This window comes from Nostoc sp. UHCC 0302 (assembly GCF_038096175.1).
GTDB lineage: Bacteria > Cyanobacteriota > Cyanobacteriia > Cyanobacteriales > Nostocaceae > UHCC-0302.
Map to the genome: position 1 here is coordinate 955,273 of NZ_CP151099.1, position 26,421 is coordinate 981,693.

Sequence of the window (26,421 nt, forward strand, 5' to 3'; positions counted from 1 at the left end):
CCCGTCCCAATTACTCAGGAACTATATGAGTTTACCTTTAAATCAATCTGTATTGCTGGAGTCGAGAACACTGAGGACTTCAGCTTTAACAAATTTTGAGAGCGATAAGGCTTTATCCATCCTTTCAAAGGCAAAGGCAATAATTTTTGCTGTCTGGGGTGGCAGTGGTTGGGCTACTACTGCACAGATTGCAGAATACTTTGAGGTAACGGAATCAGCAGTCAAAGAACTTTACAGAGTTAATCACCCGGAATTCCGAACTGAAGAAACTAAAACCCTTACAGGGAAAGACTTACGCGATGCTCGACAGACGCTCTGTCTACCATCTAAGACATCTCAGGTTAGAGTTTTTTCCGCTCTTGGTACGTTGAGAATTGCAATGTTGTTACAGCAGTCTGAGGTAGCAGCGCAAGTAAGAACCATCATTTTAGATTTAGTTGCAGCTGTACCTTCCATCACAGAAACTCATTCTCCCACACCAGCGCTTCCCCCAGTTGAACAGCGTTTGCAAACTTTCGTACAAGCAATGAAGACTTTAGCCGAACTCACAGGTGGCAGGCTCAACCCTTACATCGAACAGAATTGCAAAGACTTCGCCGCCAATCTGATAGCTGACTACAATAGACAGTCCCTTACCGGCACACAAGAAAAGTGGATGGGCGTTGTGAATTTTGCTGAGATTGAACTCGGTAAAAAAGTCCCCCTGAGCGGCGCTCACTACCGGGGACATCTTGGCACATGGGTGAGAACATTCTACCCACATTTAGGCGATCGCCAAGAAACACGACTGGTTAATGGTACTCAGCAAGATGTCTACGTCTACGCCTGCCATGATCCAGAAGTTGCAGCAGGTCTAACAAAAGCGATTGAAGAATTCTTCGCCCATCCTCATCCCAGCTTTGCCCTTAGACAGGCGGGGGCTTTCACTAGTAAGAAAGAACGGGTGTCGGTTTAATAGCCATCATTTGCATAAAGGTTGCTCAAGTCTAGCTAGCTAATCGATACCCGTGCGGTAAACATTGCAGCATATCTCAGTACTTTAAACCTTGTTGATGAAACAAAGAGTAAGTAACAGATAAGGAGAGATTAATGACACGATTTCAAGACCCAAGAGCCGCAGCGATCGCTTCTCAGATAGACCAAATCAATGCAACCGGTTGGGAAGGAGCTTGTGACTTAGCACTACAAAACCATGTAACAAAAGGCGGTTTGTCCCCAGTAGAAGCAGTATTGCGTTTCGATATGTTTCTCACAAGAGCGCAAGACACAGCTGACAAAAGACAAGCACTTTGGACAGAGCAGGTAAACCAAAATATCAGCGGTATCGAGTGGTACACCGTCGAGTATGGCGGCATAGCTGTAGAGCTTCCCCGGCTGTGTGAAGAATTGACGCTTGTTCCGGGAGATAAGGAAATATTGATGCAGTCCAAGCCTGTAGCGCTAGAGTTTCTCGCACACTGGAACATCTCTTTCAAGCTGTGGCGTTACGACCGCTCTGTTGAATCGCGTTGGCTAGAATCTCGCTGGAGTCAGTTTTACACGGAATATTTGCAGCGGGAATGGGTGGAACTATGGGCTGAGGATGAGGTTTACCAGATCCTTCTCCCAGATGGGACATTGCAGGACAAACCCACCTTTGCCATCAATGCCTGCTGTTGCTGGGGTAATCCTTTGGCAATCCATCGCACCGCTAGCTATTCCGAAGCTGGCTCAAGTTGGTTTCAATGGAATAATTTTACGCCGTGGAGGTAAGAGAGAGTGAACGTCCTTAACACAGTACGAAGCCTTCGACGCTGTGAAAAGTACGATCACTTAATTAAACCTAGAAAGTATTCACGGTTAAACTACCAACTTTTAACTATTTAATCAAGCATTTAACCTCATATAAACCTCATATCTTTTCTCATAATTGTATGGGTCATCATTTATGATTTGCCGTCTGAATCTCAATCCAAAAAGCCTAAAACTCTCAAGCTTACCTGCAAGTGCTAAAAATTACTTGCATAAAAATCTAGTAACCAGCAACACAGCGTTTGTTAACAATATTTTTGACGTTCAAAATAAAAGCGATCGCTATTAGATAAGTAGCAATCGCCACGTTAGACACTCCTTCACTTCAGCATAACCAACATGAGAGTCATTGTTACAGTTGTCGAAAAAGTTCTGAGTGTTACTCACATTGATATCCCAGACGGGCTTTCAGAACCCGCTATTAGGCAGCACATTGTAGACCGCTACAACAGTGGTGAGATCCTAACTGATTTGAATATTTTTCAAGTAGATTTTGAATCAATCAGCGCCGAGATTGTTAAACAAACAGGAGAGAATTCATGACTGTTGCACAACTACTGACACCACAATCACAAACTATTAGTAGACATCCTCTGAACTTCTACGAGTCTCCTTCATGGTTCACAACTGAACTACTGCGCCATGTCAAGTTGTCTGGTGTGATTGGTGAGCCTTGTGTTGGACATGGGGCGATGCCTGCGGCGGGCGGTTACGCCATCGCATCATCACTCCAAGCATGGCCCGATACCGAAAGAATCTGGACTAACGATATTGACCCCAACAAACAGGCCAGGGCGAACGCACGGTATTTCTGAAACCTTTGCTGGGCATGGATCTTGATGAAAAAATAGGCTAAATTAAAAAACGCCGAAACCCTTGCTATTAAAGGATTCTTATACTTTAGATGCGTTTGCCCTGGCTGCGGGGGTGGTTTCTTTCATGAGTTTTTTTTAACGTGAAAGCTATGCTAATTAAGCATTATAGCCTTTTTTACCCTTCTGTTTTGTTTAAGTACCGTTAGACATCCTAGCCCTGTTCTGTCACTTCCGGAAAACAATAATCGTAGCGAAACGCTGAAACTTTTATCTAATAAAGCTTTGAGCTTTTCTTTTCTAACAGAAACTAAAATTTGTAGCCAAAAACCCAAAAGTAAAGCTCCGAAAGGCTTTTAGGTACTGGTTTCTCCTAAAGTGACAGAACAGGGCTAGACTATTCCGGCACAGAGACCAGAAGGGTCAACAACTTGGGCGCAGGGTGTAGGAAACCCATCAATCAATTGAGGAGCTTGATTTAAAAATGTTATTAACCTACTAATAGTAATTATAATTAAGGAAAGACTGCAAAAAAAATATTAGTGTGCCATACAGAATTTGTATGGCACACCAGTAATTAATACTTAGTCATCTTTAGCAAGTCCGGTCTTATCGAATTGCTTTTCGACACAACCAAGATACAACTGTAAGAGGCACTCTTTTTTAAAGAGTGCCTCTTCTAAACAGTACAAAAGCATCAGTAAGTATACTTCACTGATAAATATCCAAGGAAAAGCAGTCTGAAACAACTACTCCCTACTTAACAAGTATAAACTTGGTAAAGTGGGAAACAGCGATACACGAATATCAGAACCAAACGATAGACGAGCAACAGATGGAAAATCTACTAAACCTCAATAGCGGTTGTTGATATTCCTGCCTATAGTTCTTAACGTTGGACTGATTTTTCTAGTTTATCCCCCTATAGGATGAGTAACTAAGCTGTTATTTACTATATAGTAATAGCAGCCTGCGTAAATCCTTTTCCTTGTTTTTCAACTTTTGTATAACAGCAACAGGAACTCATCAAATTACTTGTTTGTGGAAGGTAATTACAAAAGTAATTACCTTCCACAAGTAGTTTATCAACCCTATTAAACTAACATCTATCAGGGTATATTTTCCCCAGCTTTATACTTTCTTAAAGTTGCTATTGATTACTAGATGATTATTCCGCCGCCCCTACTGTGGAGAAATCAGTTCAGCCCAGTCACCAAGAAGTCCAAGAGGTATTGCAGCATCTGAGGGAGATTCCTTGCACCCCACAGTTTCGGCTAAACTCAGAAATCCAGCGTACAGTGAAGCGGTGCTGGGAAAATGTACCGGGTGCGATAAGCGAAGCTTAAGCCTTTGGCTATCGCATATTTGAAGGAAGCACTCCGTACTTGGAAAGGCATTAAGTCACCCGAAGCAGTTTTTGTGGCTGCTTGTAAAGAAGGGAGAAAGCCGGAGGTACAACAGGCCAAATCTGATGTGGTTGCTTGGTTTGAGTGGGCGAGACGGCAGAAAATTGTGATTGCGATGTCAGGGGAAACTGTGTATACGCCAGAAGGTGAGGCGGTGGCGTTGAGCGAGATGATGCGGCGGTTTCCAATGCACGGGTGAATAAAGATTTTAGGTAGTAATGCATAGTAATGATCAAATCAGGTAGTGTCGTTCAATACAGGAGCTATGCACTGCCCTAAGTGTAACTCGGACAACATAGCCAAAAATGGGTACACCCATTATGGGAAACAACGGTTCAAATGTCACAACTGTGGGCGACAATTTGTGGAAAGCCCAACCCGACAACCAATTGATCTCTTAACACGTGAACTAATCGATAAACTTCTACTTGAGAGAGTTTCATTAAGGGCGATGCCTTCTCCTGTCAGAGACGCTGCGCGAACGGCAACGTCTTCGACGAACGCTCGTGTGACTGGGGTTTCATTACGTTGGCTTCAATACGTTTGTAAACCAGAAATACTACCAGGTTCCCCTAACTATCTAATTGGTATTTAAGAGGTTGAGAATCAAGCACAGAGAGAAGTTCGGTATGTTGATTGACCAGAATTTGTATTGCGCTAATTGGGTCATGGTGAAGGCGATGTTTGCGTTGGCGAGGAGCTTCAGCCAAAGCTAATCTAAGACGTTGAGTTTTGTACTCAGCTATAGGAACTTCCTGAATTTGCTCAAGTAAGTGTTTTTCGCTTTCGGCGCTGAAAGTTTATTTTCAATCGGGGCAATTCCGGGTGATAATCAAATAAGAAATTTGTTAGATCCGGTTCCATCTGCGACGATATTTAAGTCCTTTCAGAAAGTCTATGGATGGTTAAATAAAAAGGGAATTTTGAAAAAGTTTCTCTATTTAGATGGAGAAATTCTAATGGCATTAGATGGTACAGAATATTTCTCATCTAAGAAAATTAATTGTCCTCATTGTAATTGTCGTAATCATCGAAACGGAACTACAACTTATTTTCATGTCTGTGTCACACCTGTGGTGGTTTCTCATAATTAAAAACAAGTGATTAATTTAGAACCAGAATTTATTAAAAAGCAAGATGGACATCAAAAAGAAGATTGTGAAAATGCGGCTGTTAAAAGATGGTTAAATAAGAATCATCAAAATAAGTATGGCTGTCCTGCAACCCTTTTAGGAGATGACTTGTATTCTCGCCAACCTATTTGTCAATTAGCATTAAAACAAGGTTATAATTTTATTTTTGTTTGCCTAGGAACGTCACACAAAACTTTATATGAATGGCTAGAATTCTTAGAAAGAAGTGAAGACATTACAACCGTTGAAAAGAAACAATAGGATGGGCGAAAAAATCTAATTTATCGTTATCGTTATGCTTCTAGAGTTCCTTTACGAGATGGAGACTCAAGTCTCGAAGCTAATTGGTGCGAAGTGACTATTGTTAATGAGAAAATACAGAAAGTTATCTACAGAAATAATTGGATTACTAATCATAAAATCACTGAAAACAATGTTGAAGAAATTGTCAAAGCTGGACGCAGTAGATGGAAAATTGAAAATGAAGGTAACAACGTTCTAAAAAATCACGTTTATAATTTAGAGCATAACTTTGGTCATGGTCAAAATCATCTGTGCGAGTTCTTATTATCTTTAAATTTACTAGCTTTTTTATTTCATACGGTTTTAGATTTAGCCAATTTTACCTATCAAAAAGTTCGTGATCTATTAGCAACTCGGACTAATTTTTTTAATGATATTCGTACCTTAATAAAATTTATCTGATTTAAAAATTGGTCGGAGCTTTTCTTATTTGTTATTACCGAATATGTCCCGATCACAAAAGGAAATTCTAGTTAGAAATGTCAAATTTTTGAGAGGAGATAAAGATTATTAATTGAGAGACTTTAGAAAGTAGGTCTGAGTTTCAGCTATATTTATAAGTTGAAATCTATTTTTCATGGGCATGTTTTTTAAATTATTTCTCTTAAGCTAATTATCATGATTATCTTTCAAATAAATCATAATTAGACAGAAGTTTTCTAGGTAAACAAGAGGGTTTTATATTATTTTGTTTTCAAAATGAGAATTGCTGATAGCGTTAATTCTGCCCCACAATGGACACATTCGATGAGCGAACATTCTAAGATTATTCATTTGCTATTACTGAATTTCCGTTGTGGGCGATGCCGAGGCAACTTTACTATAACTAATTTTTTACTGCTGCTAGGTGCTTTCCTCAGCTTACCGCGTTTGTCCTGACTGTACACCCACCATTGCTAGCAAAAATTATGCTTGACTTTGAGAAAGAGTGTGCTAGATTAGTAAATACAAAAGTTTGTCACCAAAAAATATTTAATATTAGTTAGCAGTGTATTGCTTGCTAAAGGAAAGGGGAAGCAAGGGACAAAAGCACTGGTTTTGGTGAAAGTTAAAACGTAGTATTAGCGTAATATAAATAATTACAAGCACTGTGAGGCTGACAGTGTAAGTAAATAGGGTTACTATGACCTCAACAAATACGACTTCACATATGAAGTTGGAGTATGACTAGTAGAAATTACGCTTGAATTTGAAAAATATTGTGTTTAAGAGACTTGAAGTCACTTTTGCACAACAAAAGTATTTGATAGAGATTTACATTGTACCGCCTGCGGAAAGAAAGGGGAACTGAGCGGTAAAAGACACTGGAACAGCGATTCAGTATTCAAAATGGTGACGAAAACCCCGGTTTGTTCAATGTGCGTTTACGAAACTTCGGTCTTCGTCAGAACAAAAACCTGGTTTTGAGGATTAGTGAATCGGTGTTCTAGCTTAATTAAAAGCAAAAATGCAGTATTAGCGCCAGGTAAATAATTGTAAGTACTCTGTCTGGTAAATTTTTAGGACTGATTGTTTTTACCAACCCTCAAAGAAATGGGAGTTAAGGGTTAAAGTATCATCATCTCACCCTCGTAAATTGGCAAAGGTATTGTTTAATAGCAAGGGTTTCGGCTTTTTTAATTTTAGCCTATTTTTTCGTCCAGATCCTTATTCAGCAAGGGTTTCAGAAATACCGTGCGTTCGCCCTGCTTCACACAACTAGAATTAATGCGAACCGAACAGTTAATTGAAAACTGGTATGAAGTCCAGAGGAATTTGTCTCTTCAAGTGGCTCATGACTTCATACTGGAACATCTTGAACAAAGAGTGGGCTTGGACTCACATAGTCAGATTCCTGTCAATGCGTAAGTTCTGATTTTATCAGTGATCTTAAGGATAACTCATGACTATTAGAACGGTTACTACAACTGCTGATACTGGCACAGGCTCTTTACGTGCGGCTATTTTTGCAAGTATAAATGGAGACTTAATAGTGTTTGCTCCTGCATTAGCTGGTCAGACATTGACCGTAGGTAGCACACTGATCATCGCCAAGAATATTACAGTAGATGCCAGTGCTGCACGTATGTTTACTATTAGTGGTAACAATGCTTTCCGGTGTATGGCACTGGGTCAGGGTACAACCATCACCATTAAAGGTCTGACCTTTATTAATGGCTACATGACTGGTAGTTTTACGGCTGGAGGCTTAACAACCTCTAGTTACTGCAATACCACAGTGTTAAACTGTACCTTTAGAGGTAACAAAGGTGACACAAGTGGGGCTATACACGCAGGTTTTCAAAGTAAGTTAGTTGTACGTAATAACCTATTTGAGAATAATGATGGTACTCAAGCAAATAATGGCTTCGCGGCTGGTGGTATCGCCACTAGAAACCGAGGCTCTTTAGAGGTATATAACTGCGACTTTTTCAACAACAAGGGCGTTGTGGGCGGTGCTATTTACCGATCTCTTGGTGGTCTTATAGTTGAAGACTCAGAGTTTGGAGGCAACACATCTAAACAGGGTGGCGGTGCTATTTATACAGACGGTTTTGGTCAAGACTCAGAGACCGTAGCTAACCGAGTAGGTGGCTTAGGTCGTCTAAGCCGTTGCTACTTCCATAACAATATTGCGTTGGCTGGCAACGGTGGAGCGGTTAACTTCTTTGACTATTACCCTGATACTTCAGTAGTTGAAGACTGTATTATCACTGACAATGAGTGCCGTGGTACTTATTACGGTGGAGGCATCCGACTAGCAGGTACAACTCAGCTATTAAGAACCACTATCGCCAGTAACATATCTGCTAGAGATGCAGGTGGCTTATGGCTAGATGGTTATATCAATGGATCTACTGCCACTGTAACCCTGAGTCAAGTTACGTTTTCTGCTAACTCAGCAGTACGCAACGGTGGGGCTATTTCCATTAATGGTAGTGCCAAGATATCAGCCACCTTTGACAACATAACCGCTAAGGATAACCTAGCGGCTGGTAGTGGTTTCATGTGGAACCCTGTAGGCTCTTATGTAGTCTCTGACTCCGTTTTTGACCGTAACTCAGGCACTAATGGGCAACAGATCGCCTATACCCTTACTGAGGGTGGCGGTAACTATAGTTACCCGGCTGTATCGGGTATAGGTAAGAAAATAACCCCTAGTATCACTCAGGTAGATCCATTGCTAGATGTGCTTACTACCACAGGTAGACCTAAGCATCCTAAGCTAGTAAATAGTCCTATTGGAACATCAGGTGACTTATAACTAATACCTGACCTCTAACACCCAACACCTAACAAAGAACCCCTAGACATCTAGGGATTTTATTTGACTAACTATAGTTATATAACAATACCTTAGCCAAAATAAGAGCATGAAGAGGTAGGGCGCTTCGTAGTAGAGCTATTGTCTCTCACAACGACAACTCAAAAACTACAAGCTACTCATGCCAGACATCTTATCACTCTTACAATCAGGGCAAACGCATCTTATTTGTTAACAGTTTAGTAAGCTACATTTAAACTATTAATCAAAAACTACTTTTTGTTAATAAAATAGTAAATTTGAATCATTTTATATTTGTAATAACTAACAGTTGTATTATCGAATGCTCGAAATAACTTTAAATTGTAACTAGATAAAATTAAATATTACAATATAAGTGGAAAATTCATGCCATCACTACTACTAATATAAATATTTTATTTTCGTTTCAAATTTTAAGTAATTATTTTACTTAAAGTTGCGCTAATACTCTGACTAAATATTCGTTATCCATTGCTGCTAAAAATCCTTTGTTCTTTATCCCAACTTTCATCCGTTTTTCTTTACCTAAAAGATTTACTGCTATTTGACGTAATACTGCAAAATTTTCTGGCGCATTATCTTTTCTGATGCGGCATTCATCTTCTTTTAATGCTACATCTAATACCCAATGCAAAGAATTCTCTACTCCCCAATGACCACGAACTGCCTTAGCAAACTTTTCAATATTATTCGGAAGACTACTGATAAAATAACGAATTTCTACTGTTGTTTCCCCTTTTTCCTGACGAATATGCTCCACCATACCAACACTATTTAATTTTACCCAGTCTGTATTAAAATTTAACTGTGCTTTTTCTGATGATATCATTACATAATGACGAATTTCTTTTCGTCCATGCCCTTTCTCTTCTGTTGTGTATCTTCCCTCATCTAATCCCTGAAACCCTGTCTGTATACCGATTTTGAATAAGCTTTCTACATATGAATGTAGATGACCTTGGTTTTCTTTTAATGTAATTACATAATCTGCATCTTGCCTAACTATTTCTTTCACTATTTCTTTTTGACAACCTATTGCATCTATTGTGACTATACATCCAGATATTTCTAAAACTTTCAGTAATTCTGGTATAGCTGTAATCTCATTTGATTTGGCATTTGTTTTGACTTGTCCTAGTACTAATCTATTATGTACAGCCCAAGCATTTACCATATGTATTGCTGCTTTATCACTGCCCTTATCATAAGAACCACGCAATGTTTTTCCATCTATTGCTACTATATCTTTCTCTATTATCTTTTGTATTGATTTCATCCAATTCACAAAACACTGTTGAAATTGTTCTGGTTTTATTCTGGCAAATACTCTCGCAAAGGTATCATGTGTTCGCGTAGCGTCTCCGTCAGGAGACGGAATCCCATTTGGCAATTCTAAAAAAGTTTTTAGCCAACCATGTTTTGCACATCCATACATTTCTATTTCTATCCAACCCTCTGCTCCGCATATCACTGCACAAATCGCTATCGTCAGAATATCAATTAATTTGTGTCTTTTTGTCCGCTCTATTCTTGGATCTTCTATTCCCAAAAAGTGGTCAGCTATTGTAATTTTGGGCTTCAGTTTCATGTTTATTTAATATCTATTTCTATGACAGCACACCTAAATCCAGGTTAGGATACCACATTTGTCTATCCTTGCTGCCATATCTTCCATCCTGGGCGATCACAACTGTTTTTTTCGCTCTATACTCCCTAAATCCCTTTACTACCTGCTTTCATGGTCTTGTCCTAATCTCCATCAATATTTAGATGCGTTCGCCCTGCATCGAGATTCATGATTCCTGCTTTTCTGATCGGCACTTTTACAGTCATTCTTCAGGTACACGATTACCCCAGAACGCCGCGATTGATGGCAAAGTTGAACAAACACAAACCTCAGCTTTCGAAGTGGGACGGTTAACCGATTGTGACCTTAATAACATCCTGATCGAAACTTATCTTGTCCGAGGTGGTGGTGGTATTGCAGTCGTGGAATATCTCACGACACAGTATGAAAACTACGGTATCCCTGGTCGTCAAGCTTTATCTTATATCTACAACTCCACCTTCAGGTATATCAAGACTCAAGTTGACGGCTTTATGTCCTGGGATTCTGGTAGTTCTCCCCAGATGGCCTGTGAGTTATACCAGTGTGAGCTATTCAATGTGGTTATCACATTGTGTGAGTTCAACTCGGTACTCTCTCTGGCAACCTCCAGTAACCGAGGCAACCTTGAGGTCTCATTCTGTCGGTGGCAAGGTGTAATACCCAATCAACCATTCTATTCAATCGAATGTAACACAAATAACACCGTAGTACACCACTGCTCCTTCTTAGGTGGCAGTTATCCTATTTATGCTTCTGGGGCGAACTCAGGGACGTTCACGGTTCATAGTTACTTATTTGACACCCCTAACGAGTCTCCGATTATCAATTGGAAAGCAGCAACCAAACTGAGGTTCTACAACAACACGATATTCTCAAATAGCAACATAACTCCCTTCTTAGACTTCAGTGGCACAGAGAACCCTGGTAACTTGATAGTCAACAACATATTTGTGAAGTTGAATAGCCCTCGCCCTTCAACTAGTCAGAATCCATTCAAGATAACTGTAGGTCTCAACAACAACCTCTATTATCAGTTCCCCAAGCCCTCTATAGATATCACGGGCATCATAGGCAAACCAGTATTTGTTAACTCCTCTGCCAAGGATTATAGGTTAGCCTCTGGTAGTCCTGGTAAGCTAATCGGCACGTAAGTTGCATAATAGAAAGATGAAGACGTTTCAAAGCAAAGATGCCACCACCAGCCAAGAACTTTTTAACGCCGTCACAAGTTAGTAAGCTACAACAAGCTCTGAAAGAGAGCGAGCAGCCACACGTCAGGGAAAGAATTCTCATTATTCTGCTACAGAATGATGGGAAACCACAATACGAGATTGCTAAATTTTTAGGTTGTTCGCATAGAACAGTAGCATATTGGTGTATGCACGGTGATCCTGATAATTTGGAAACTCTACATAATAAAAGAGAGGACGAATATTACCGAAAAGCTACGCCTGAATATATTGAACTGTTATTAAAAACTGTTGACCAAGAACCCTCAGATTTAGGGTATGAATTTGGAAAATGGACAGCAGAGCGACTAGCTACATATTTAACCGAAAAAACAGGAATTGATTTAAGTAGCTCTCAAGTAAGGAGGATATTAAAGCGAAAAAAGTATAGCTATATCTGGGCTAAGTATAACCTGGAAGATAAACAAAACCCAATAGAGAGAGCGAAGTTTAAAGAAAAACTTGCTCAATATTTATCAATAGCGCGAGAACAGCCAGAGCGTTTGCAGGTATGGTTTTGGACGTTAGCGTAGCGGGCGCGCGTACCCGCGCGACGAGTGGTTTTAGTTTACGCGTGATTCGTCGCAAGGGTTGGGGTAAAAAAGGAAAACGCAAGAATATTCCAGGACAACGACGTTGTGGTCGAGTAAACGTCATGGGAGCAATTCGAGAATTAGACCGGAAACGCGTATGCTTTTTTGTAAAAAAGGGAAATGCAGATATTTTTTATGAGCAATTACAACAATTAAATGAACTAATAAAACAAGAGTGGGTAAGTAAAGGAAATGTGGGTAAAGATTTCTCGAAGTATGGGCCAAAGATAATTTTAATTTTAGACAATGCTAGTTTTCATAAACGCAAAGATATTCTAGCTAAAATATCCCAAGAGTTCCCGAATTTTATTTTAGAGTTCTTGCCTGCTTATAGCCCTGACTATAACATTATCGAATTAGTTTGGCATTCATGTAAAGAATATATTGCTCATCGCTTATTTAAATCAGTAGATGAATTACAAACACTGCTAGATAAGTTGTTGAATCAAGGCGAGTTAGTGATTAAGTGGCATCGGAAAATCAAACATAAAACTAATTTCAGCTATGTTGCAGCTTAAATGCTGATTAGCTTAAGTCTGTAGCGATCACAGTCAACGGATACTCTCCCGCTGACTTAGGAGCCTACCAAGCAACTGGTAATGTCCCTGTATAAAACACCATCATAAAGGCTCCCAGATGAATATTGAGCGCTTCTTACTACCCCAAGGTAAAGCGATGCCTTGGGCAAACCAAAGCAAGAACGCAGTTGTTGAAAGCGCGTTTTTGGTAAAGAAGTAGTAATTTTTTTTCTTGTCAGCCTTTATAAAATCTGACTTTTCACGGTATGTGGAAAAGGTCATTTTTAGTTTTCATAAAACCTGTATTTCTTTGTTGGCTTTTCGCATTAACTTTTAGCTATTGCAAATAAGCTTGTGGAAAAAGTGACGTTATTCGGTTGATTGAGAACTTGCCGTGAAAAGTCAGAATCTTATAGCTGATTACAACAGACAGTCCCTTATCGGCATACAAGAAAAGTGGCTTGGCGTGGTGAATTTCGCTGAGATTGAACTCGGTAAGACAGTCCCCACTAAAGGCACTCACTACAGGGGACACTTGGCCCGGATTTCTCACAAGCAGTAAAAAATCAATTTACATGACCTGATGTAAGGCTTTTTTCTGATACATCATCAATCAAAATTTAGGCGCAGAGATAAGTTAAGTATAAAGCCGCAGTTATAAAGTTAAAATAATTACTACTTTTTTGTTAGTAGTAAAATTAAAATGCTCTGTTCATAAAATTCCCGCATTCCAAAACAAGACTTGAATCAACCCAAGCCTAAAGTATCATTGATTAAAAATAAGCAAAAGGCAATTTAACCTCAATTTAAGCAGTATTAGGGAGCATTTTTAAGCGTCTATGAGCAGTAGCAAAGATATGTCTGTATGGGCAAGAACTAGTAATTGCAATTAAAATACGGCGTGTACTTACAGTAATCACAGCTCCTAACTTCAATAACTTGGTACGAATAGTCCCAACAGTAGCATTTTGTAATTCAGTTTTATTTAAACACTTTTGGCGCAAGGCATTCATCAAAACGTAAGCTATGGAAGAGAACCATAAACGTAATTGATTTCCCGCAAATGAGTGGGTACTGGTTCTATCGCTAAAAAGTTCTAGTTGTTGTTCTTTAAAACGATTTTCCATCTCCCCTCGCTGACAATATTTTTGTTTATATAGTTGACTAGGTGGTACTTTATTGGTAGCCAGAGAAGTTACAACAAAACGAATCTTAGTTGCCTTTGCTCCATATTCAACTTTACAAACAACACGACGACTACGGCTCCAAGATTCACGAGTCTGATAGTCTAACGACTTATACCAAATAGAGTTATCAATCAAGTCACAAGCCAGCCCTGGAAGCTGCTCATCTGGTTTAAATACGGTTTCTAAAAATGAAACTACTGTTGATAATTTCTGCTCAAATTCAATCCTGGCTCTATCTTTAGTCTTCGTAGCCAATTGAATTAAACGACTGTTTTGTGCCAATCCAAAAACATAATCTAATCCGGGCTGTGATTCGCACCAAGTCATGATATCGTCCCTAGAATAGGCACTATCTCCACGTACTAAAATCTCAACATCTTTCCATTGTTGACGTATTTGTTTAATCACTCTCTGTAGTTCTGATAATGCCCCAAATACTCGGTCTATATTAGAAGGGCGAAGTTTGGCTGCTAATAGATGTTTTCCACAAAAAATATAAAGTGGGGCATAGCAGTATCCTCCGTAATAAGTATTGAAGAAAGCTTGTTCCTGATTGCCGTGTACGAGGTCATCAGTTACATCTAAATCCAAAATAATTTGTCGTGGTTCTTTGGAGTAAGATTCTAAAAATAATTTGACAAATAAGCTCTCTATTTTTTCTGGAGAATGCCCGATTTTATGGTAACGGCTGTCTGCTCCTTGTTCCACATCTTCAGGACAATATTCTAGCCGATTTAATGTACTCTTTCCTGCTAAAACTACCTGCTGCTCCTCTACTCCTATTCTTTTCCCTAATGCTAGAGCAAACATTGGATCATGGCGTAATTCTTCATGGTCATTTAAGTCTTCGTACCCCATGACCAACCCATATATCCGTTGTTTAATTAAGCTCTCTATTGAATGGCCAACTTTATTTGGCTGACGGTAATCTTGAAAACACTGTGCAAACTTTGATGTAATTTCTAATTTTCTGTCTATTTCAGCAATTAAGCTTAACCCGGCATCAGATATTACTCTTCCACCCTGGAAATTAACTACGACTGTAGGTGATTTTGGCTGTTCAAATTTGAACTGTTTCGCTATGCGCTCTGTTGAAGCTGGGGTCATGCTTTACAACTGCTGAAATGCTTGCTATATATATATTCGCAGTTTTTGACCCCTTTTTTTAACTCTTTGTGAGAAATCCGGGGAACGGGCGTTTTTTGAAGCAGGCAAGGCTTTGATGGAACTTCGCGATCGCAGATTATATCGCTCTACGCACAAAACCTTTGAGGAGTATTGCCGTTCACGGTTTGGTTATACACGAATGGCAGCAACCTATAAAATTGCTGCGGCGACAGTTATGGAGAATTTGTCAACCATTGGTTTACAAAATGTCGAAATGTCAACAAGTGGTTTACAAATACTGCCGACAAACGAACGTCAAGTACGCCCCTTGGTTGCCCTAGAGCCAGAAGTCCAGCGCACTGCCTGCTGCCATGCAGTGCAAGTTGCTGGTGGTAAAGTGCCAACTGGTAGAATCGTCAAAGATGTTGTACAGCGCATCATGGAGAGAACCAAAGTACCAAACACCTACCAGTTGGGTGAAGTGTGCCAAATTTTTGCAAAAGACAAGCCCGAACTCAGAGGAAAGGGTGGATGTTGGGCAATTGTCAGCGCAGTGAATGACTTTAGTTGCACCGTGAGAATGTGGGATGGCGAGTACGCCGTTGGGTTGCAACACCTGAAGTCCTTCAACCTGCCCCAGGAGTGTGAGCAGATGCAGGTGATTTGCGATGGCGCAAGCGCCCAGCGAAGCTGATCGCATCAGTCGAGTGTATTCCGATTCGCTGGAGGAGGATGCATAAGCGTCCAGATATATTCTGCCCCATGCCTTTATCCACTTTTCTTGGTCTTGCGATCGCCCTAACCGACATTCTGGGCAGAATCCATGCAGCCAATATCCTCTCTGGCGCTTTTGAGCCTACCGCTCGATGCTTCAAACTCCCAAAAAGTAGCTTGGCTCAATTGTGTTAACATCAACCAAGAAAAGATGCAGAAATGGGCAGAACACGCTCCCATGAATTATCTACATAAATTTCATCTAGTCGAGGCAGAAAAAGCGCGAGTCTTAGGGCAATTTTTTGAGGCTGAAGAGTTTTACGAGCGAGCGATCACGGGGGCTGCTGAAAATGAGTGTATCCAGGAAGAAGCACTCGCCTATGAATTAGCGGCTAAACATTATCTGGCGCGAGGGCGGTCAAAAATTGCTCAAACTTACATTAAAGAGGCGCACTATTGCTACGATCGCTGGGGCGCAACCGCTAAAGTTAAAGATTTAGAAAAACGCTATCCACAACTCCTCAACACCAACCTAGTTCGGCAATCACATTCAATCGTGACCGATGAAACGATCCGTCATCCGACTGCGGCGATCGATTGGGCTGCGGCGATGAAAGCGGCTCAAGCCATCTCAGAAATGATCCATCTCGATCAATTAACTGTAACGTTGATGCAGGTGGTGATAGAAAATGCCGGAGCCGAAACTGGCGCTCTGCTTCTCCTGGAAGATGATCAGCTCACTGTTGTGGCTCAGTGCAGTGGGAGTAGACAGTGTAACCTAGAAAAGATCGCTGTTGCTGGCTGTGCAACAATTCCTGTCTCCGTCATCCAATCAGTAGAACGCACATCTGAAACTCTGGTGTTTGATGATGCAATCAGCGAACCGTCTTTTTTGACTGATCGGTATATTCAAAACCAACAAACGCGATCGCTTCTGTGTATGCCCATTCTTAAGCAAAATCAGCTGATTGGCATACTTTATCTAGAGAACAATCTCAGTACCGGAGTGTTTACTAGCGATCGCTTACAAGTCCTTAAACTGTTGATTGCTCAGGCAGCAATTTCACTGGAGAATGCTCGGTTATATGAACGGTTATCGGATTATTCCGAAACACTGGAAAGGAAGGTAGAAGAGCAAACTCAAGCTTTGCAGCAGGAGATCGCGGAACGTCAACAAACCGAAGCCGCATTGAGACAAAGTGAAGCAAATTATCGCAACCTGCTACAAACCGCGAATTCCGTTATCATTCGCTATGATCCGCAAGGACGGATTCGCTACATCAACGATTATGGGGTAAAACTTCTTGGCTATGAAGAACATCAGATTTTAGGGCGAACCTTATTTGAAACAATCATTCCAGACATCGAAATCTCTGGACGCGATGTCAAACCCTTTGTCCATGATTTACTTCGTAATCCTCAATCGTACCCGCAAGGCGAGGGTGAAAACCTGTGTCGAGACGGTCGGCGAGTTTGGGTTGTTTGGTCAAATCAAGCCATCTTCAATGAACAGGGAGATGTCGTTGAAATCTTATCGGTTGGCAATGACACCACCCAGCGTAGACAAGCAGAAGAGGCATTACAACGTAGTGAAGCCAAGTTCCGAGCTATCTTTGAAAACTCGCAGGTTGGCATCTACCGAACCCGCACCTGTGATGGATTGATTCTCAATGCCAATCAACGCTTTGCCGATCTGTTTGGCTTTGATTCACCAGAGGAGATTATCGGACTGGAACACACTACAGGCTACTATGTCAATCAGGGCGTTCGCCAACAAGCCATTGAGTTGCTGAAGCGGGATGGGGAACTGCAAAGCTTTGAAGTCCAGATGCGAAAACAAGATGGAACATTGTTTTGGGGACTTTTCTCTTCTTATTTGAATGCAGCCGATGACTACATCGAAGGGGTAATTGCGGATATTAGCGATCGCAAACAGGCAGAAGTAGCATTGCAAGCCTCTGAAGCAGAGCTACGGGCGCTCTTTTCAGCCATTCCCGATCCGCTGTGTATCTTCAATGCTGAAGGGCAAGTGATCGGCGCAATCAAAGGAAATCCGTCATATGGAGAGTTGCATAGGGAGGAGTATATTGGTAAAACACTGCATCAACTCTATGCTACGGAACAAGCTGATGAATTCCTGAGTTACATTCAGCAGGTCCTGAGAACCCAACAAGTACTCACAGTTGAATACAGCCAGTGGATAGCTGAACGAGAAATCTGGTTTTCGGCACGCATTGCACCGATTCGGCACGAGCAGGTGATTTGGATAGCGCGAGATATTACGCTGCAAAAGCGAGCAGAAGCAGCCTCAATTCTGGAAGAGCGTAACCGTATGGCACGCGAAATTCACGACACTCTCGCTCAGGCGTTTACAGGCATTCTGGCTCAGGTGGGAGCGGCAAAACAGGTGCTAACGGATGATTTAGAAGCAACTGAGGCACACCTAGACCTGATCAAAGAATTGGCGCGAACTGGACTGGTTGAAGCGCGGCGATCGGTCGTGGCGCTCCGTCCTCAGCTTTTGGAGGAAGGCAGTCTACAGAGCGCTCTACATTGTCTCGTCGCTCAACTCAGAACTGCCGCAATGGATACCACTTTATATTATGAGATTGAGGGTGCAGTATATTCTCTGCCGACTGAAGTCGAGAGTAACCTACTGCGGATTGGGCAGGAAGCCTTAACCAATGCGATTAGACACGCCAATGCTGACGAAATTCGAGTGAAGCTAGGATATGATCGCGATCAGTTTTGCTTGCGCGTGAGAGACAATGGACAGGGCTTTGGAGTTGGGAGTATTCCAGCCTCTGAGGGTTTTGGCTTACTAGGCATGAGCGAACGGGCAGAGCGCATCGGCGCACAACTCACGATTAGGAGTCAACCTGGAGAAGGAACAGAGATGATTGTTACCGTCGATCGGGAGGCATCACAATGAGCCAAGCCATTCGGGTTCTCATTGCAGACGATCATGCTATTTTTCGGCAAGGATTAGCCACGATTATTAACCGTGACCCAGATATGCAGGTGATTGCCCAAGCCGAAAATGGGGAACAAGCGATCGCTCTATTTGGGGAACACCAACCGGATGTCACGCTCATGGATCTACGAATGCCTGAAGTGGAAGGAGTTGCCGCCATCGGTGCAATTTGTGCTACTGCTAAATCTGCTCGGATTATTGTACTGACCACGTATGATAGTGACGAAGATATTTATCGGGGATTGCAGGCAGGCGCAAAAGGATATCTGTTGAAAGAAACTGAACCTGACGAGCTTCTGAATGCTATTCGTACCGTTCATCGGGGTCAGAAGTATATTCCGCCTGATGTAGGAGCAAAGTTGGTACAACGCCTCAGCAATCCAGAACTGAGTGAACGAGAACTAGAAGTACTCGGCTCACTGGCGCAGGGAATGAGCAATGCCGATATTGCAGCTGCTTTGAGTATCGGTGAAGGCACTGTCAAATCTCATGTCAATCGGATTTTGAATAAGTTAGATGTGAGCGATCGCACCCAAGCTGTAATTGTTGCCGTTAAACGCGGCATTGTTAATTTATAGGATGTACTTTCGATAGAATTGGAATTCTAACTTAAGTTATAGCTAGCCTTCTACTCCACGATGGCATGGTTGCTCTATCAATTTCTACTGTAAAAATTTTAACTTGCTATAGACGACAGCTTGAAGGCGATCGCCTATATTGAATTTATGCAAACAGTTACGCAATCAATGGATTGAGTAAGTAAATTGCAAAGTTCCATGCTTGATGCAAATGTATAAAAATGAACGACGATCATAGCCACAGTTCCTTACTTGTAACCCCTTCAACCCAGGATTGGATGCGAGGTGTGCTGAGTGCTAAGGTCGTGTTGGTGATGTATGGAGACTATCAATGCTCTAAAAGTGCGGATGTTTACAAGCTGATTAAATTGCTCAAAGGAGAACTTAGTGCTTCTTTTGGAGAAGATGATTTATGCTTTATCTTCCGTCATTTTCCGCAAGCACAGATTCATCCCCAAGCTCAACGGGCAGCCCAAGCAGCCGTTGCCGCCGCCGCTCAGGGACAGTTTTGGTCAATGCACGACACTTTGTTTGCCCATCAACAGAAGTTAGAAAATGGTTATCTTGTAGAGTACGCCAATGATTTAGGGCTTGATATCCCTCAATTTCTCAAAGAGTTGTCTAAACAAGTGCATATTGATCGCATCAATGAGGATATCGAAAGTGGATTGCAGAGTGGAATAACGGCGGCTCCAGCCCTATTTATCAATAACATCCAATATATCGGACGTTGGAGAATGACAGAGTTGATGGCAACCATTGTTGCTGCAAGTCACTAGGGAACTTGATTCATGAACCCATCAGCAACTTGAATCATCAACTCGATCAAAGGAGTTTATCACCATGTCTAAAATGTCTTCTAACCACCCACAGAAGCTCCCTGCCGCGTTCGCACCAAACAGGGTCTCCCGTCCAGGCTGGCTTGAGATCATTGTGGGTCTTGTCGTCTTCGCGATCGTTGGATTCGGGGTTGGCTCGCAACTCAGGCGGCTCGGTCTTGATCCTGTGGTCTACGGACTGGTCTTCACCTCGCTGTCTGGCATCGCCGGGATTGCCGGGTTCGCAGCGGCAGCACTACTACGGATTCGATCCCTGAGTGCCTTTGGTGTGCGCCGAGTTTCCAGACGCTGGCTGCTCATCGCGATCGGAGTCGGACTGGTTGCCTTCGTACTCAAGGGATTGGCAGTTCTGGGCTGGATTCAGATCACCGGGAACACCAACAATGTTCAGGGTGTGTACGCAGAGGGCGGTAGCGGCGGAGTACTATCCCTGGTTTTAGCCACGTTGTTCCTCGGTATCGTCACGCCTCTTGGCGAGGATTTGTTCTTTCGGGGTGTCGTCGCTAACGCGCTGCTGCGCTACGGTTCGTTCATCGGGGTCGTGGGTAGCACCGTGATCTTTGCCCTTTGTCATGGCATCAACATCGTCTTTCCCGCAGCCGTAGTCGCGGGTCTCGCCACTGCCGAGGTCTTCCGCCGCAGCGGCTCGGTCTGGACTGCTGTCATTGTTCACGTCGTTTTCAATTTGCCCACAATTCCGGTGATGGTAGCTGCTGACATGGGCTGATAGGACGGATCATCTGGAGGTTAAACCAATGGCAATTCTGAAACAATTCGGGATTTTATTTGTATTGGGCAGTGTGGGAATTGTGATGTACACGATCGCGTCTATTCCTTTAGTCGAGCAAAAGTTAGCGAAACTGTCTCCAGAAATACTGGAAAAAGTGCCGCCATTGGGGATTTTAATGCTTCTGCAAGGACTACAGTATTCAATTCTACTGGCAATCAGCATTCTAATCGGAATTGGTTGTGCCTATCGTGTTGGATTAAGCTCCCATTTGATTGATCATTGGGTGTTTCACACCGCTAAGTCTCCATCTTTTGCCGTTGAGATGAAGTGGAGCTTAGGTGTGGGTGCAGCGGCGGCGATCGTTCTCTTGTTGCTCGATCAGTTGATGCAACCTGTCCTACCTGAAGCGCTACGGGCAGCCAATAATACAGAGCCAAGTTGGTTGAATTTGCTCACAGCAATGTTCTATGGCGGCATCACTGAGGAAATTTTGATGCGCTGGGGTTTAATGTCGCTGCTTGTTTGGATCGCGTGGAAAGGGCTAAAACAAGGCGTTACGTTGCCAAGTCAAGGGATTTACCAGGGTGCGATCGTTCTAGCCGCTTTGGTATTTGGACTACTACACCTGCCAGCGACTGCTGCGATCGTTCCCCTCACTCCAGTTGTGATTATTCGGGCGTTGTTACTGAATGGGATTGTGGGGATTGCGTTTGGCTGGCTCTTTTGGCAATATTCGCTAGAGGCTGCAATGTTAGCTCATATCAGCGTTCATGCTTTTGCCTTTGTTCTTAGCGGTTTACTGGCAAGGTTGGCTTAAGTTTTGGAATAGATATCGCAGGGCTAGCACTGCCTACAAAGCTTTACTGTGAAAGGTTTTAAAAATGGTGGGCGATGCCCACTACTTGAATTGATGCTTAACTCTACAGTTTTAAGGTGGTAAATCAAATGATTCAGTGCAAAGATTTTGCGCCTCGGATTACTGAACGGGGGCCCTTCGGCGGAGCTTCCGATTATGAATCCTTCTCTGAGGTTGTGAGTGAGGTCAATCAGTGGATTGAAAATACAACGATACAGGTGATCAATGTTGAAACCGTTGTTTTACCAGATAGCTTGAAAAGCACAAGTGATGGTGTCTACGGCGTGACAGTCAGTAATGGGGTCTACCCAGTGATGATCAGCCAGGGCGTTACAGTCAATTGCTTTCAATGTGTGCGTGTGTGGTATAGAGAATAAGCTTCACCGGAGAAGAAATAATGAAACGATTTACCTTGTTTACTTTCCTGTACCTCGCGCTGGGAGTTTGTCTGAGTGCGATCGCACTTGGATACCCAAACCTGCCTTCGGGTCCTCAAAGAAGCTTGTTCATCAGTGCAGGAACCTCCTACATTTTTTGTCTCCTCAGCACCTTCCCATCTTGGCGCGAGAGGACGATCCGCTTCTATCGCAGACGGAATTCAGCGGTAATTCTACCCTGGTTGGTGATTGGATTCAATATTGTTTGGATGATCTGGGAGGTTCAGAGTCAAAACTGGACGATGGAAGCCATTTTAGGAGCGTTTTTGCGGCTAATAGTTGTCTTACCGTTTGTAGAACTCATTGTGATTACATGGCAAGTGAATTCTGAACATTAGTGTCTAAATCAGATGATCCTGAAACGAACTCGCTCTTCACCGATCGGAGCAAGCAGATGGAGTAATAACTCCGACACGAAATTGATGCTAACTAGAACTGATCTATCAGGAGGACAATCATGAAACTTCAAACCATTTTCAGATTAATAACGATCGCTACAGGATTGCTCGGAGGTTCACTCACTCATCCCGCGATAGCGAAGCGCTGCTGCGTTCGCCCTTGGCGTCTCCCCTTGGGAGAAGCGCAGATCGCACACAGCATTCCTCCACAACAAACCTTCCCCATTCTGATCGCCACTGCCTACACTGATTGAACCTTACCTACCTTACGCCAAGGTGATCGCGGCAGAAACGTGCAATTGTTACAACGCATCCTTCAAGACAGTGGCTTTTTAGGAGCCGCAGGTGTGAGGTTAGGCAATCCAAGAGGGGCGATCGTCGATGGCATCTTTGGTGCGGTCACAGCGTCTGCGGTACGCGAGCTCCAGAGACTATACAGAATCCCAGTTACAGGGCGAGTCAATCCAACCACCTGGGAAGTCGTGGATATGCACGAAAACCCCTATTGATCGCCGCTTCCCTGGAAACAACAGAACATTACACAACTATAAGCCACAGAAGATTTCTAATGAACCGAAAGATTCTTTCAACCAAAATCACAACCACAATCGCAATCACAATTCTGTTTGGCGTACTCCTACTGTTCAATTTTCCATCCCTGGCTCAAGTCAGTTCACAAGTGATTCCCAGAATCGAAGTGATCGAAAGTTCTGAAGGGATTCCACCCAGCTACCGTTTAGTCATTAGTCGGTCGCAGGACAATGTTTATGTCTTCTGTCCGACTGACTTCGAGCCACAGTTGGACTATCTGCGAAATGTGAAGGCGATTCAATGTAAGCCGTTTACCAGTCCCTAGAAGTAAACCAGTTAGGGGCAACAGCATAACAACTCACACCACTTTGTTGCTTTGAACAGAGGACAGATTCAGATGTCAGAGAACAATAAAGCAATTTTAGAAGCGGCAAACGCGGCGATCGCTGAAGGCAACAATGAAGGATTCTTGTCGTTCTGCGCCGACGACACGCATTGGACGTTTGTAGGCGACAAGACTCTTAAAGGAAAAGAAGCTGTTCACCAATGGATGGCAACGACATACATAGAGCCGCCAAATTTTATGGTTGCTAACTTAATCGCTGAGGGTGATTTCGTCACGGCACTCGGCGACATAACAATGAAGGACGAAGACGGGAAGGCGGTTCATTACCCGTACTGCGACATCTGGCGCTTTCGCGGCGGCAAGATTGTTGAATTAAGGGCTTTCGTCATCAAAACCGAGGTCAAGGATGAAACTAGCGGCTCATCGACGCGGGCTGATTCGATGCGATCGCAACCTGGAGGCGAATCGCTTCTAAATGGTTAATCAAAATTAGTTATGTATGAGCGAGGCAACTAGCAAGTGTCGATCAAAGTTGGCAAAGCGTAGTTCAGTCTCTTGAGAAGGTGCTGAAAGAATTTGATCAAAACAATGTAATTAATTTTGTTTATCTACTTGCGATCGTTTAACCCAGGTAGTTATGGTCAACCATTTTGTTACGTAGGTCAATGACATGTTCAAAACTGCAAAATCACGACAAGAAGTACTGTAATTCAACCTCTTTGGATTTCGACTCTCATTTCAAAAGATAAAGATACCGATGCGCCGCGCAACCCTTTTCGCGATCGCGCTACTCTCTACTACCCATTTCGCCTCCGCTTGCACGGATTCTACAGCAATCATGCCTACGATCGCCTATCCTGAAACCAAGCGGGTCAATGTCGTTGAGGAACATTTCGGGCAGAAGGTCGCCGACCCCTATCGCTGGCTGGAAAACGATGTCCGCAACGACAAGGAAGTTGCCGCCTGGGTCGAAGCCCAGAACAAGGTGACTAACGCTTATCTCAACACGCTACCAAGTCGAGATATCTTCAAGAACCGACTGAAGCAGTTGTACAACTATGAGCGGTTCACCATTCCAGTCAAAAAGGGGGGACGATATTTCTACCTCTATAATTCCGGACTTCAGAGCCAGCGGGTTCTCTATGTCCGCGACAGTGTGGATGGCGCAGGGCGTGTGCTGATCGATCCCAACAGTTGGGCAAAAGACGGGGCGATCGCGCTGGCCGAATGGTCGGCATCTGACGACGGCAAGCGCGTGGTTTATGCGGTGCAGGATGGCGGCACGGACTGGCGCACGATTCGGGTGCTGGACGTAAACACGGGCAAGGTGCAGGGCGATGAAGTCAAATGGGTGAGGTTCAGCCCCACCATCGCATGGGCTAAGGACGGCTCCGGCTTTTTCTACGCCCGTTACCCTGAACCGAAGCAGGGCACCGAATCGCAAGCAAGCGTAGCCAACCATGCCGTCTATTTTCATGCGATCGGCACGCCCCAAGCACAGGATCGGCTGGTTTATGCAACTCCAGATCAGCCGACCCTGGGGCATTACTTGAGCATCACCGAAGACGGGTGTTACATCGCGATCGTTTCCACGCCCGCTTCGATCGGCAACAAACTGACTGTGGTGGATCTCAAGAGCGCCGACTGGAAACCCCGCAAGCTGGTCGATAATCTCGACGATCGATGGCACGTCGTCGGCAATGTGGGGACGAAGTTCTTCCTCATGACCACCAAGGACGCACCGCGGTTCAAGGTGGTGACGATGGACATCGCTGCCGCCGATCCGGTGATCACGGATGTGGTGCCGGAGCAGGATTCGGTTCTGAGCAATGCGTCCCTGGTTGGCGGACGGTTGTTCACCTCCTATCTGGTCGATGTGCAGACGGAAGTTCAACGCTACACACTTGATGGCAAAGCTGACGGCGTTGTGAAGCTGCCCGGCATCGGCACTGCGATCGGCTTTGAGGGCGACCAGAACGACCAGGAAACCTTCTTCGGCTTCACCAGCTTCAACGCCCCAGGCGTGATCTATCGATACGATGTCGCCAGCAATACGGCGCGTGTGTGGACACAACCCAAGGTTGCGATCGATCTAAATCGGATCGCGGTCGAACAGCGTTTCTACAAGTCGAAGGACGGTACCCGTGTCCCGATGTTTATTGTCCGGCGCAAAGATGTGACCAATCCAGCGCCGACCTTGCTCTATGCGTATGGCGGCTATGCCATAACCGAGCCTCCCGCCTTTTCAGCCGAGCGGCTAGCGTGGGTCGAACAGGGCGGGGTGTTCGCGCACGCCCATATTCGCGGCGGCTCCGAATATGGCAAGGCATGGCACGAAGCGGGTCGTCGTCAGAAGAAGCAGAACGTCTTCGATGATTTCATCGCAGCGGGCGAGTATCTGAAGGCACAGAGTATCACGCCCCAAAATGGCTTGGCGATTCAGGGCAGATCGAATGGTGGACTCCTGATCAGTGCAGTGGTCAATCAACGACCGGATCTGTTCGCCGCTGCGTTACCCCAGGTTGGTGTGATGGATATGCTCCGCTTCGACCAGTTCACAGGCGGGAAATTATGGCTAGACGAATATGGGTCTCCGGCACAGGAAGCGGATTTCCGTAACCTCTTGAAATATTCGCCTTATCACAACATCCAGTCCGGCAAGGATTATCCTGCGATCCTCGCCACCACTGCCGACACGGACGATCGCGTGGTGCCGAGTCACACCTTCAAATATGTCGCTGCGCTCCAGGCGGCGGATATCGGTGACAAGCCCCACTTTGCCCGCATCGAGACACGCGCGGGACATGGAGCGGGCAAGCCCACGGACAAGATCATTGAGGAAACGGCGGATATGTGGGCTTTTGCCGCTCATTGGACGGGGCTGGATGTGAAGCCAGCGAAGTGATCGCGTCAAACAAATCAACATACGTCGAACTAATCGAGGAAGCGTAACGCCTCACACCACTCTATTTCCGTCAATGCGTAAGTTCTAATACCATTTCACTAAAAAAATGATAAAGATATTTAAGTAAGAAATATAAGCA

23 protein-coding genes and 3 pseudogenes are annotated in these 26,421 nt (G+C 43.6%); 23 read left to right on the top strand and 3 right to left on the bottom strand.

Annotated elements, in window-relative coordinates:
* The first annotated feature begins 25 nt into the window (after positions 1-25).
* From WKK05_RS03890 to WKK05_RS03915, 6 genes and pseudogenes are all read left to right on the top strand, one after another.
* On the top strand, positions 26-955 hold the full coding sequence (locus tag WKK05_RS03890; protein ID WP_341528485.1) for a hypothetical protein: 930 nt from the start codon (positions 26-28) through the stop codon (positions 953-955).
* Positions 956-1,089: 134 nt separating this feature from the next.
* Positions 1,090-1,752 carry a hypothetical protein gene (locus tag WKK05_RS03895; RefSeq protein ID WP_341528486.1) on the top strand — a complete coding sequence of 221 codons (663 nt, stop codon included), beginning with the start codon at positions 1,090-1,092 and terminating at the stop codon, positions 1,750-1,752.
* Between the two features lie 378 nt (positions 1,753-2,130).
* Positions 2,131-2,334: a hypothetical protein gene (locus WKK05_RS03900; protein ID WP_341528487.1), complete on the top strand. Its 204-nt coding sequence runs from the start codon at positions 2,131-2,133 to the stop codon at positions 2,332-2,334.
* Positions 2,331-2,606, top strand: coding sequence for a hypothetical protein (locus WKK05_RS03905; protein WP_341528488.1), 276 nt, complete (start codon positions 2,331-2,333; stop codon positions 2,604-2,606). The genes WKK05_RS03900 and WKK05_RS03905 overlap by 4 nt, the downstream gene beginning before the upstream one ends.
* A 1,347-nt stretch (positions 2,607-3,953) precedes the next feature.
* Positions 3,954-4,208, top strand: coding sequence for a hypothetical protein (locus tag WKK05_RS03910; protein WP_341528489.1), 255 nt, complete (start codon positions 3,954-3,956; stop codon positions 4,206-4,208).
* A 66-nt stretch (positions 4,209-4,274) separates the two neighbouring features.
* Positions 4,275-4,376: pseudogene (locus WKK05_RS03915) on the top strand (IS1 family transposase); the annotation flags it as partial.
* Between the two features lie 205 nt (positions 4,377-4,581).
* On the opposite strand, the gene WKK05_RS03920 reads toward WKK05_RS03915, so the two are convergent.
* Positions 4,582-4,719 (bottom strand): hypothetical protein, encoded by a 138-nt coding sequence (locus tag WKK05_RS03920; RefSeq protein WP_341531298.1) that lies wholly within the window; start codon positions 4,717-4,719, stop codon positions 4,582-4,584.
* Positions 4,720-4,800: 81 nt separating this feature from the next.
* Between WKK05_RS03920 and WKK05_RS03925 the strand changes: the two are divergent.
* Positions 4,801-5,922, top strand: a pseudogene (locus WKK05_RS03925) (ISNCY family transposase); the annotation flags it as partial.
* A 1,405-nt stretch (positions 5,923-7,327) separates the two neighbouring features.
* Positions 7,328-8,689, top strand: a complete 1,362-nt coding sequence (locus WKK05_RS03930) for a right-handed parallel beta-helix repeat-containing protein (RefSeq protein ID WP_341528490.1) — start codon at positions 7,328-7,330, stop codon at positions 8,687-8,689.
* Positions 8,690-9,161: 472 nt separating this feature from the next.
* Here the strand turns inward: WKK05_RS03930 and WKK05_RS03935 are convergent, their stop codons facing one another.
* Positions 9,162-10,319: an ISAs1 family transposase gene (locus tag WKK05_RS03935; RefSeq protein WP_341528491.1), complete on the bottom strand. Its 1,158-nt coding sequence runs from the start codon at positions 10,317-10,319 to the stop codon at positions 9,162-9,164.
* A gap of 182 nt (positions 10,320-10,501) precedes the next feature.
* Here WKK05_RS03935 and WKK05_RS03940 point away from each other — a divergent pair, with 182 nt between their 5' ends.
* Both WKK05_RS03940 and WKK05_RS03945 read left to right on the top strand, forming a co-directional pair.
* Positions 10,502-11,491: a hypothetical protein gene (locus WKK05_RS03940; protein WP_341528492.1), complete on the top strand. Its 990-nt coding sequence runs from the start codon at positions 10,502-10,504 to the stop codon at positions 11,489-11,491.
* Between the two features lie 38 nt (positions 11,492-11,529).
* A pseudogene (locus WKK05_RS03945) lies at positions 11,530-12,680 on the top strand (IS630 family transposase).
* 806 nt (positions 12,681-13,486) lie between these two features.
* On the opposite strand, the gene WKK05_RS03950 reads toward WKK05_RS03945, so the two are convergent.
* Positions 13,487-14,974, bottom strand: coding sequence for an IS1380 family transposase (locus WKK05_RS03950; RefSeq protein WP_341528493.1), 1,488 nt, complete (start codon positions 14,972-14,974; stop codon positions 13,487-13,489).
* Between the two features lie 112 nt (positions 14,975-15,086).
* Between WKK05_RS03950 and WKK05_RS03955 the strand changes: the two genes are divergently transcribed.
* The 13 genes from WKK05_RS03955 (at position 15,087) to WKK05_RS04015 (ending at position 26,282) form a co-directional block, all read left to right on the top strand.
* Complete coding sequence (locus tag WKK05_RS03955; RefSeq protein WP_341528494.1) at positions 15,087-15,668, top strand: hypothetical protein; 582 nt, start codon at positions 15,087-15,089, stop codon at positions 15,666-15,668.
* Positions 15,669-16,298: 630 nt separating this feature from the next.
* Positions 16,299-18,620, top strand: coding sequence for a PAS domain S-box protein (locus tag WKK05_RS03960; RefSeq protein WP_341531016.1), 2,322 nt, complete (start codon positions 16,299-16,301; stop codon positions 18,618-18,620).
* Complete coding sequence (locus WKK05_RS03965) at positions 18,617-19,240, top strand: response regulator transcription factor (protein ID WP_029634594.1); 624 nt, start codon at positions 18,617-18,619, stop codon at positions 19,238-19,240. The genes WKK05_RS03960 and WKK05_RS03965 overlap by 4 nt, the downstream gene beginning before the upstream one ends.
* A gap of 221 nt (positions 19,241-19,461) precedes the next feature.
* Entirely contained in the window at positions 19,462-20,019 is a 558-nt protein-coding gene (locus WKK05_RS03970; RefSeq protein ID WP_341528495.1) for a DsbA family protein, read from the top strand.
* Positions 20,020-20,083: 64 nt separating this feature from the next.
* On the top strand, positions 20,084-20,806 hold the full coding sequence (locus WKK05_RS03975; protein WP_341528496.1) for a type II CAAX endopeptidase family protein: 723 nt from the start codon (positions 20,084-20,086) through the stop codon (positions 20,804-20,806).
* Positions 20,807-20,834: 28 nt separating this feature from the next.
* Positions 20,835-21,626: a CPBP family intramembrane glutamic endopeptidase gene (locus tag WKK05_RS03980; RefSeq protein ID WP_341528497.1), complete on the top strand. Its 792-nt coding sequence runs from the start codon at positions 20,835-20,837 to the stop codon at positions 21,624-21,626.
* Positions 21,627-21,754: 128 nt separating this feature from the next.
* Positions 21,755-22,042 (top strand): hypothetical protein, encoded by a 288-nt coding sequence (locus WKK05_RS03985; RefSeq protein ID WP_096646670.1) that lies wholly within the window; start codon positions 21,755-21,757, stop codon positions 22,040-22,042.
* 20 nt (positions 22,043-22,062) lie between these two features.
* Entirely contained in the window at positions 22,063-22,440 is a 378-nt protein-coding gene (locus WKK05_RS03990) for a hypothetical protein (RefSeq protein ID WP_341528498.1), read from the top strand.
* A gap of 119 nt (positions 22,441-22,559) precedes the next feature.
* Positions 22,560-22,754, top strand: a complete 195-nt coding sequence (locus WKK05_RS03995; RefSeq protein WP_341528499.1) for a hypothetical protein — start codon at positions 22,560-22,562, stop codon at positions 22,752-22,754.
* A gap of 39 nt (positions 22,755-22,793) precedes the next feature.
* Positions 22,794-23,009 carry a peptidoglycan-binding domain-containing protein gene (locus tag WKK05_RS04000; protein WP_341528500.1) on the top strand — a complete coding sequence of 72 codons (216 nt, stop codon included), beginning with the start codon at positions 22,794-22,796 and terminating at the stop codon, positions 23,007-23,009.
* A gap of 59 nt (positions 23,010-23,068) precedes the next feature.
* The gene (locus tag WKK05_RS04005) at positions 23,069-23,356 is read left to right on the top strand and encodes a hypothetical protein (RefSeq protein WP_163927108.1); all 288 of its coding nucleotides are present in this window, start codon (positions 23,069-23,071) and stop codon (positions 23,354-23,356) included.
* A 72-nt stretch (positions 23,357-23,428) separates the two neighbouring features.
* Positions 23,429-23,860, top strand: a complete 432-nt coding sequence (locus tag WKK05_RS04010; protein WP_341528501.1) for a nuclear transport factor 2 family protein — start codon at positions 23,429-23,431, stop codon at positions 23,858-23,860.
* 355 nt (positions 23,861-24,215) lie between these two features.
* Positions 24,216-26,282 (top strand): prolyl oligopeptidase family serine peptidase, encoded by a 2,067-nt coding sequence (locus WKK05_RS04015; protein ID WP_341528502.1) that lies wholly within the window; start codon positions 24,216-24,218, stop codon positions 26,280-26,282.
* The last annotated feature ends 139 nt before the right edge of the window (positions 26,283-26,421 follow it).

What these genes read in the sequence shown, in the direction of transcription:
- WKK05_RS03890 (WP_341528485.1), top strand. Translation starts at nt 26, where the DNA reads ATGAGTTTACCTTTAAATCAATCTGTATTGCTGGAGTCGAGAACACTG.
- WKK05_RS03970 (WP_341528495.1), top strand. Translation starts at nt 19,462, where the DNA reads ATGAACGACGATCATAGCCACAGTTCCTTACTTGTAACCCCTTCAACC.
- WKK05_RS03930 (WP_341528490.1), top strand. Translation starts at nt 7,328, where the DNA reads ATGACTATTAGAACGGTTACTACAACTGCTGATACTGGCACAGGCTCT.
- WKK05_RS03935 (WP_341528491.1), bottom strand. Translation starts at nt 10,319, where the DNA reads ATGAAACTGAAGCCCAAAATTACAATAGCTGACCACTTTTTGGGAATA.
- WKK05_RS03990 (WP_341528498.1), top strand. Translation starts at nt 22,063, where the DNA reads ATGAAACGATTTACCTTGTTTACTTTCCTGTACCTCGCGCTGGGAGTT.
- WKK05_RS04005 (WP_163927108.1), top strand. Translation starts at nt 23,069, where the DNA reads ATGAACCGAAAGATTCTTTCAACCAAAATCACAACCACAATCGCAATC.
- WKK05_RS03895 (WP_341528486.1), top strand. Translation starts at nt 1,090, where the DNA reads ATGACACGATTTCAAGACCCAAGAGCCGCAGCGATCGCTTCTCAGATA.
- WKK05_RS03900 (WP_341528487.1), top strand. Translation starts at nt 2,131, where the DNA reads ATGAGAGTCATTGTTACAGTTGTCGAAAAAGTTCTGAGTGTTACTCAC.
- WKK05_RS03980 (WP_341528497.1), top strand. Translation starts at nt 20,835, where the DNA reads ATGGCAATTCTGAAACAATTCGGGATTTTATTTGTATTGGGCAGTGTG.
- WKK05_RS03950 (WP_341528493.1), bottom strand. Translation starts at nt 14,974, where the DNA reads ATGACCCCAGCTTCAACAGAGCGCATAGCGAAACAGTTCAAATTTGAA.
- WKK05_RS03965 (WP_029634594.1), top strand. Translation starts at nt 18,617, where the DNA reads ATGAGCCAAGCCATTCGGGTTCTCATTGCAGACGATCATGCTATTTTT.
- WKK05_RS03995 (WP_341528499.1), top strand. Translation starts at nt 22,560, where the DNA reads ATGAAACTTCAAACCATTTTCAGATTAATAACGATCGCTACAGGATTG.
- WKK05_RS03960 (WP_341531016.1), top strand. Translation starts at nt 16,299, where the DNA reads ATGAAAGCGGCTCAAGCCATCTCAGAAATGATCCATCTCGATCAATTA.
- WKK05_RS03905 (WP_341528488.1), top strand. Translation starts at nt 2,331, where the DNA reads ATGACTGTTGCACAACTACTGACACCACAATCACAAACTATTAGTAGA.
- WKK05_RS04015 (WP_341528502.1), top strand. Translation starts at nt 24,216, where the DNA reads ATGCCTACGATCGCCTATCCTGAAACCAAGCGGGTCAATGTCGTTGAG.
- WKK05_RS04010 (WP_341528501.1), top strand. Translation starts at nt 23,429, where the DNA reads ATGTCAGAGAACAATAAAGCAATTTTAGAAGCGGCAAACGCGGCGATC.
- WKK05_RS03940 (WP_341528492.1), top strand. Translation starts at nt 10,502, where the DNA reads ATGCGTTCGCCCTGCATCGAGATTCATGATTCCTGCTTTTCTGATCGG.
- WKK05_RS03975 (WP_341528496.1), top strand. Translation starts at nt 20,084, where the DNA reads ATGTCTAAAATGTCTTCTAACCACCCACAGAAGCTCCCTGCCGCGTTC.
- WKK05_RS03985 (WP_096646670.1), top strand. Translation starts at nt 21,755, where the DNA reads ATGATTCAGTGCAAAGATTTTGCGCCTCGGATTACTGAACGGGGGCCC.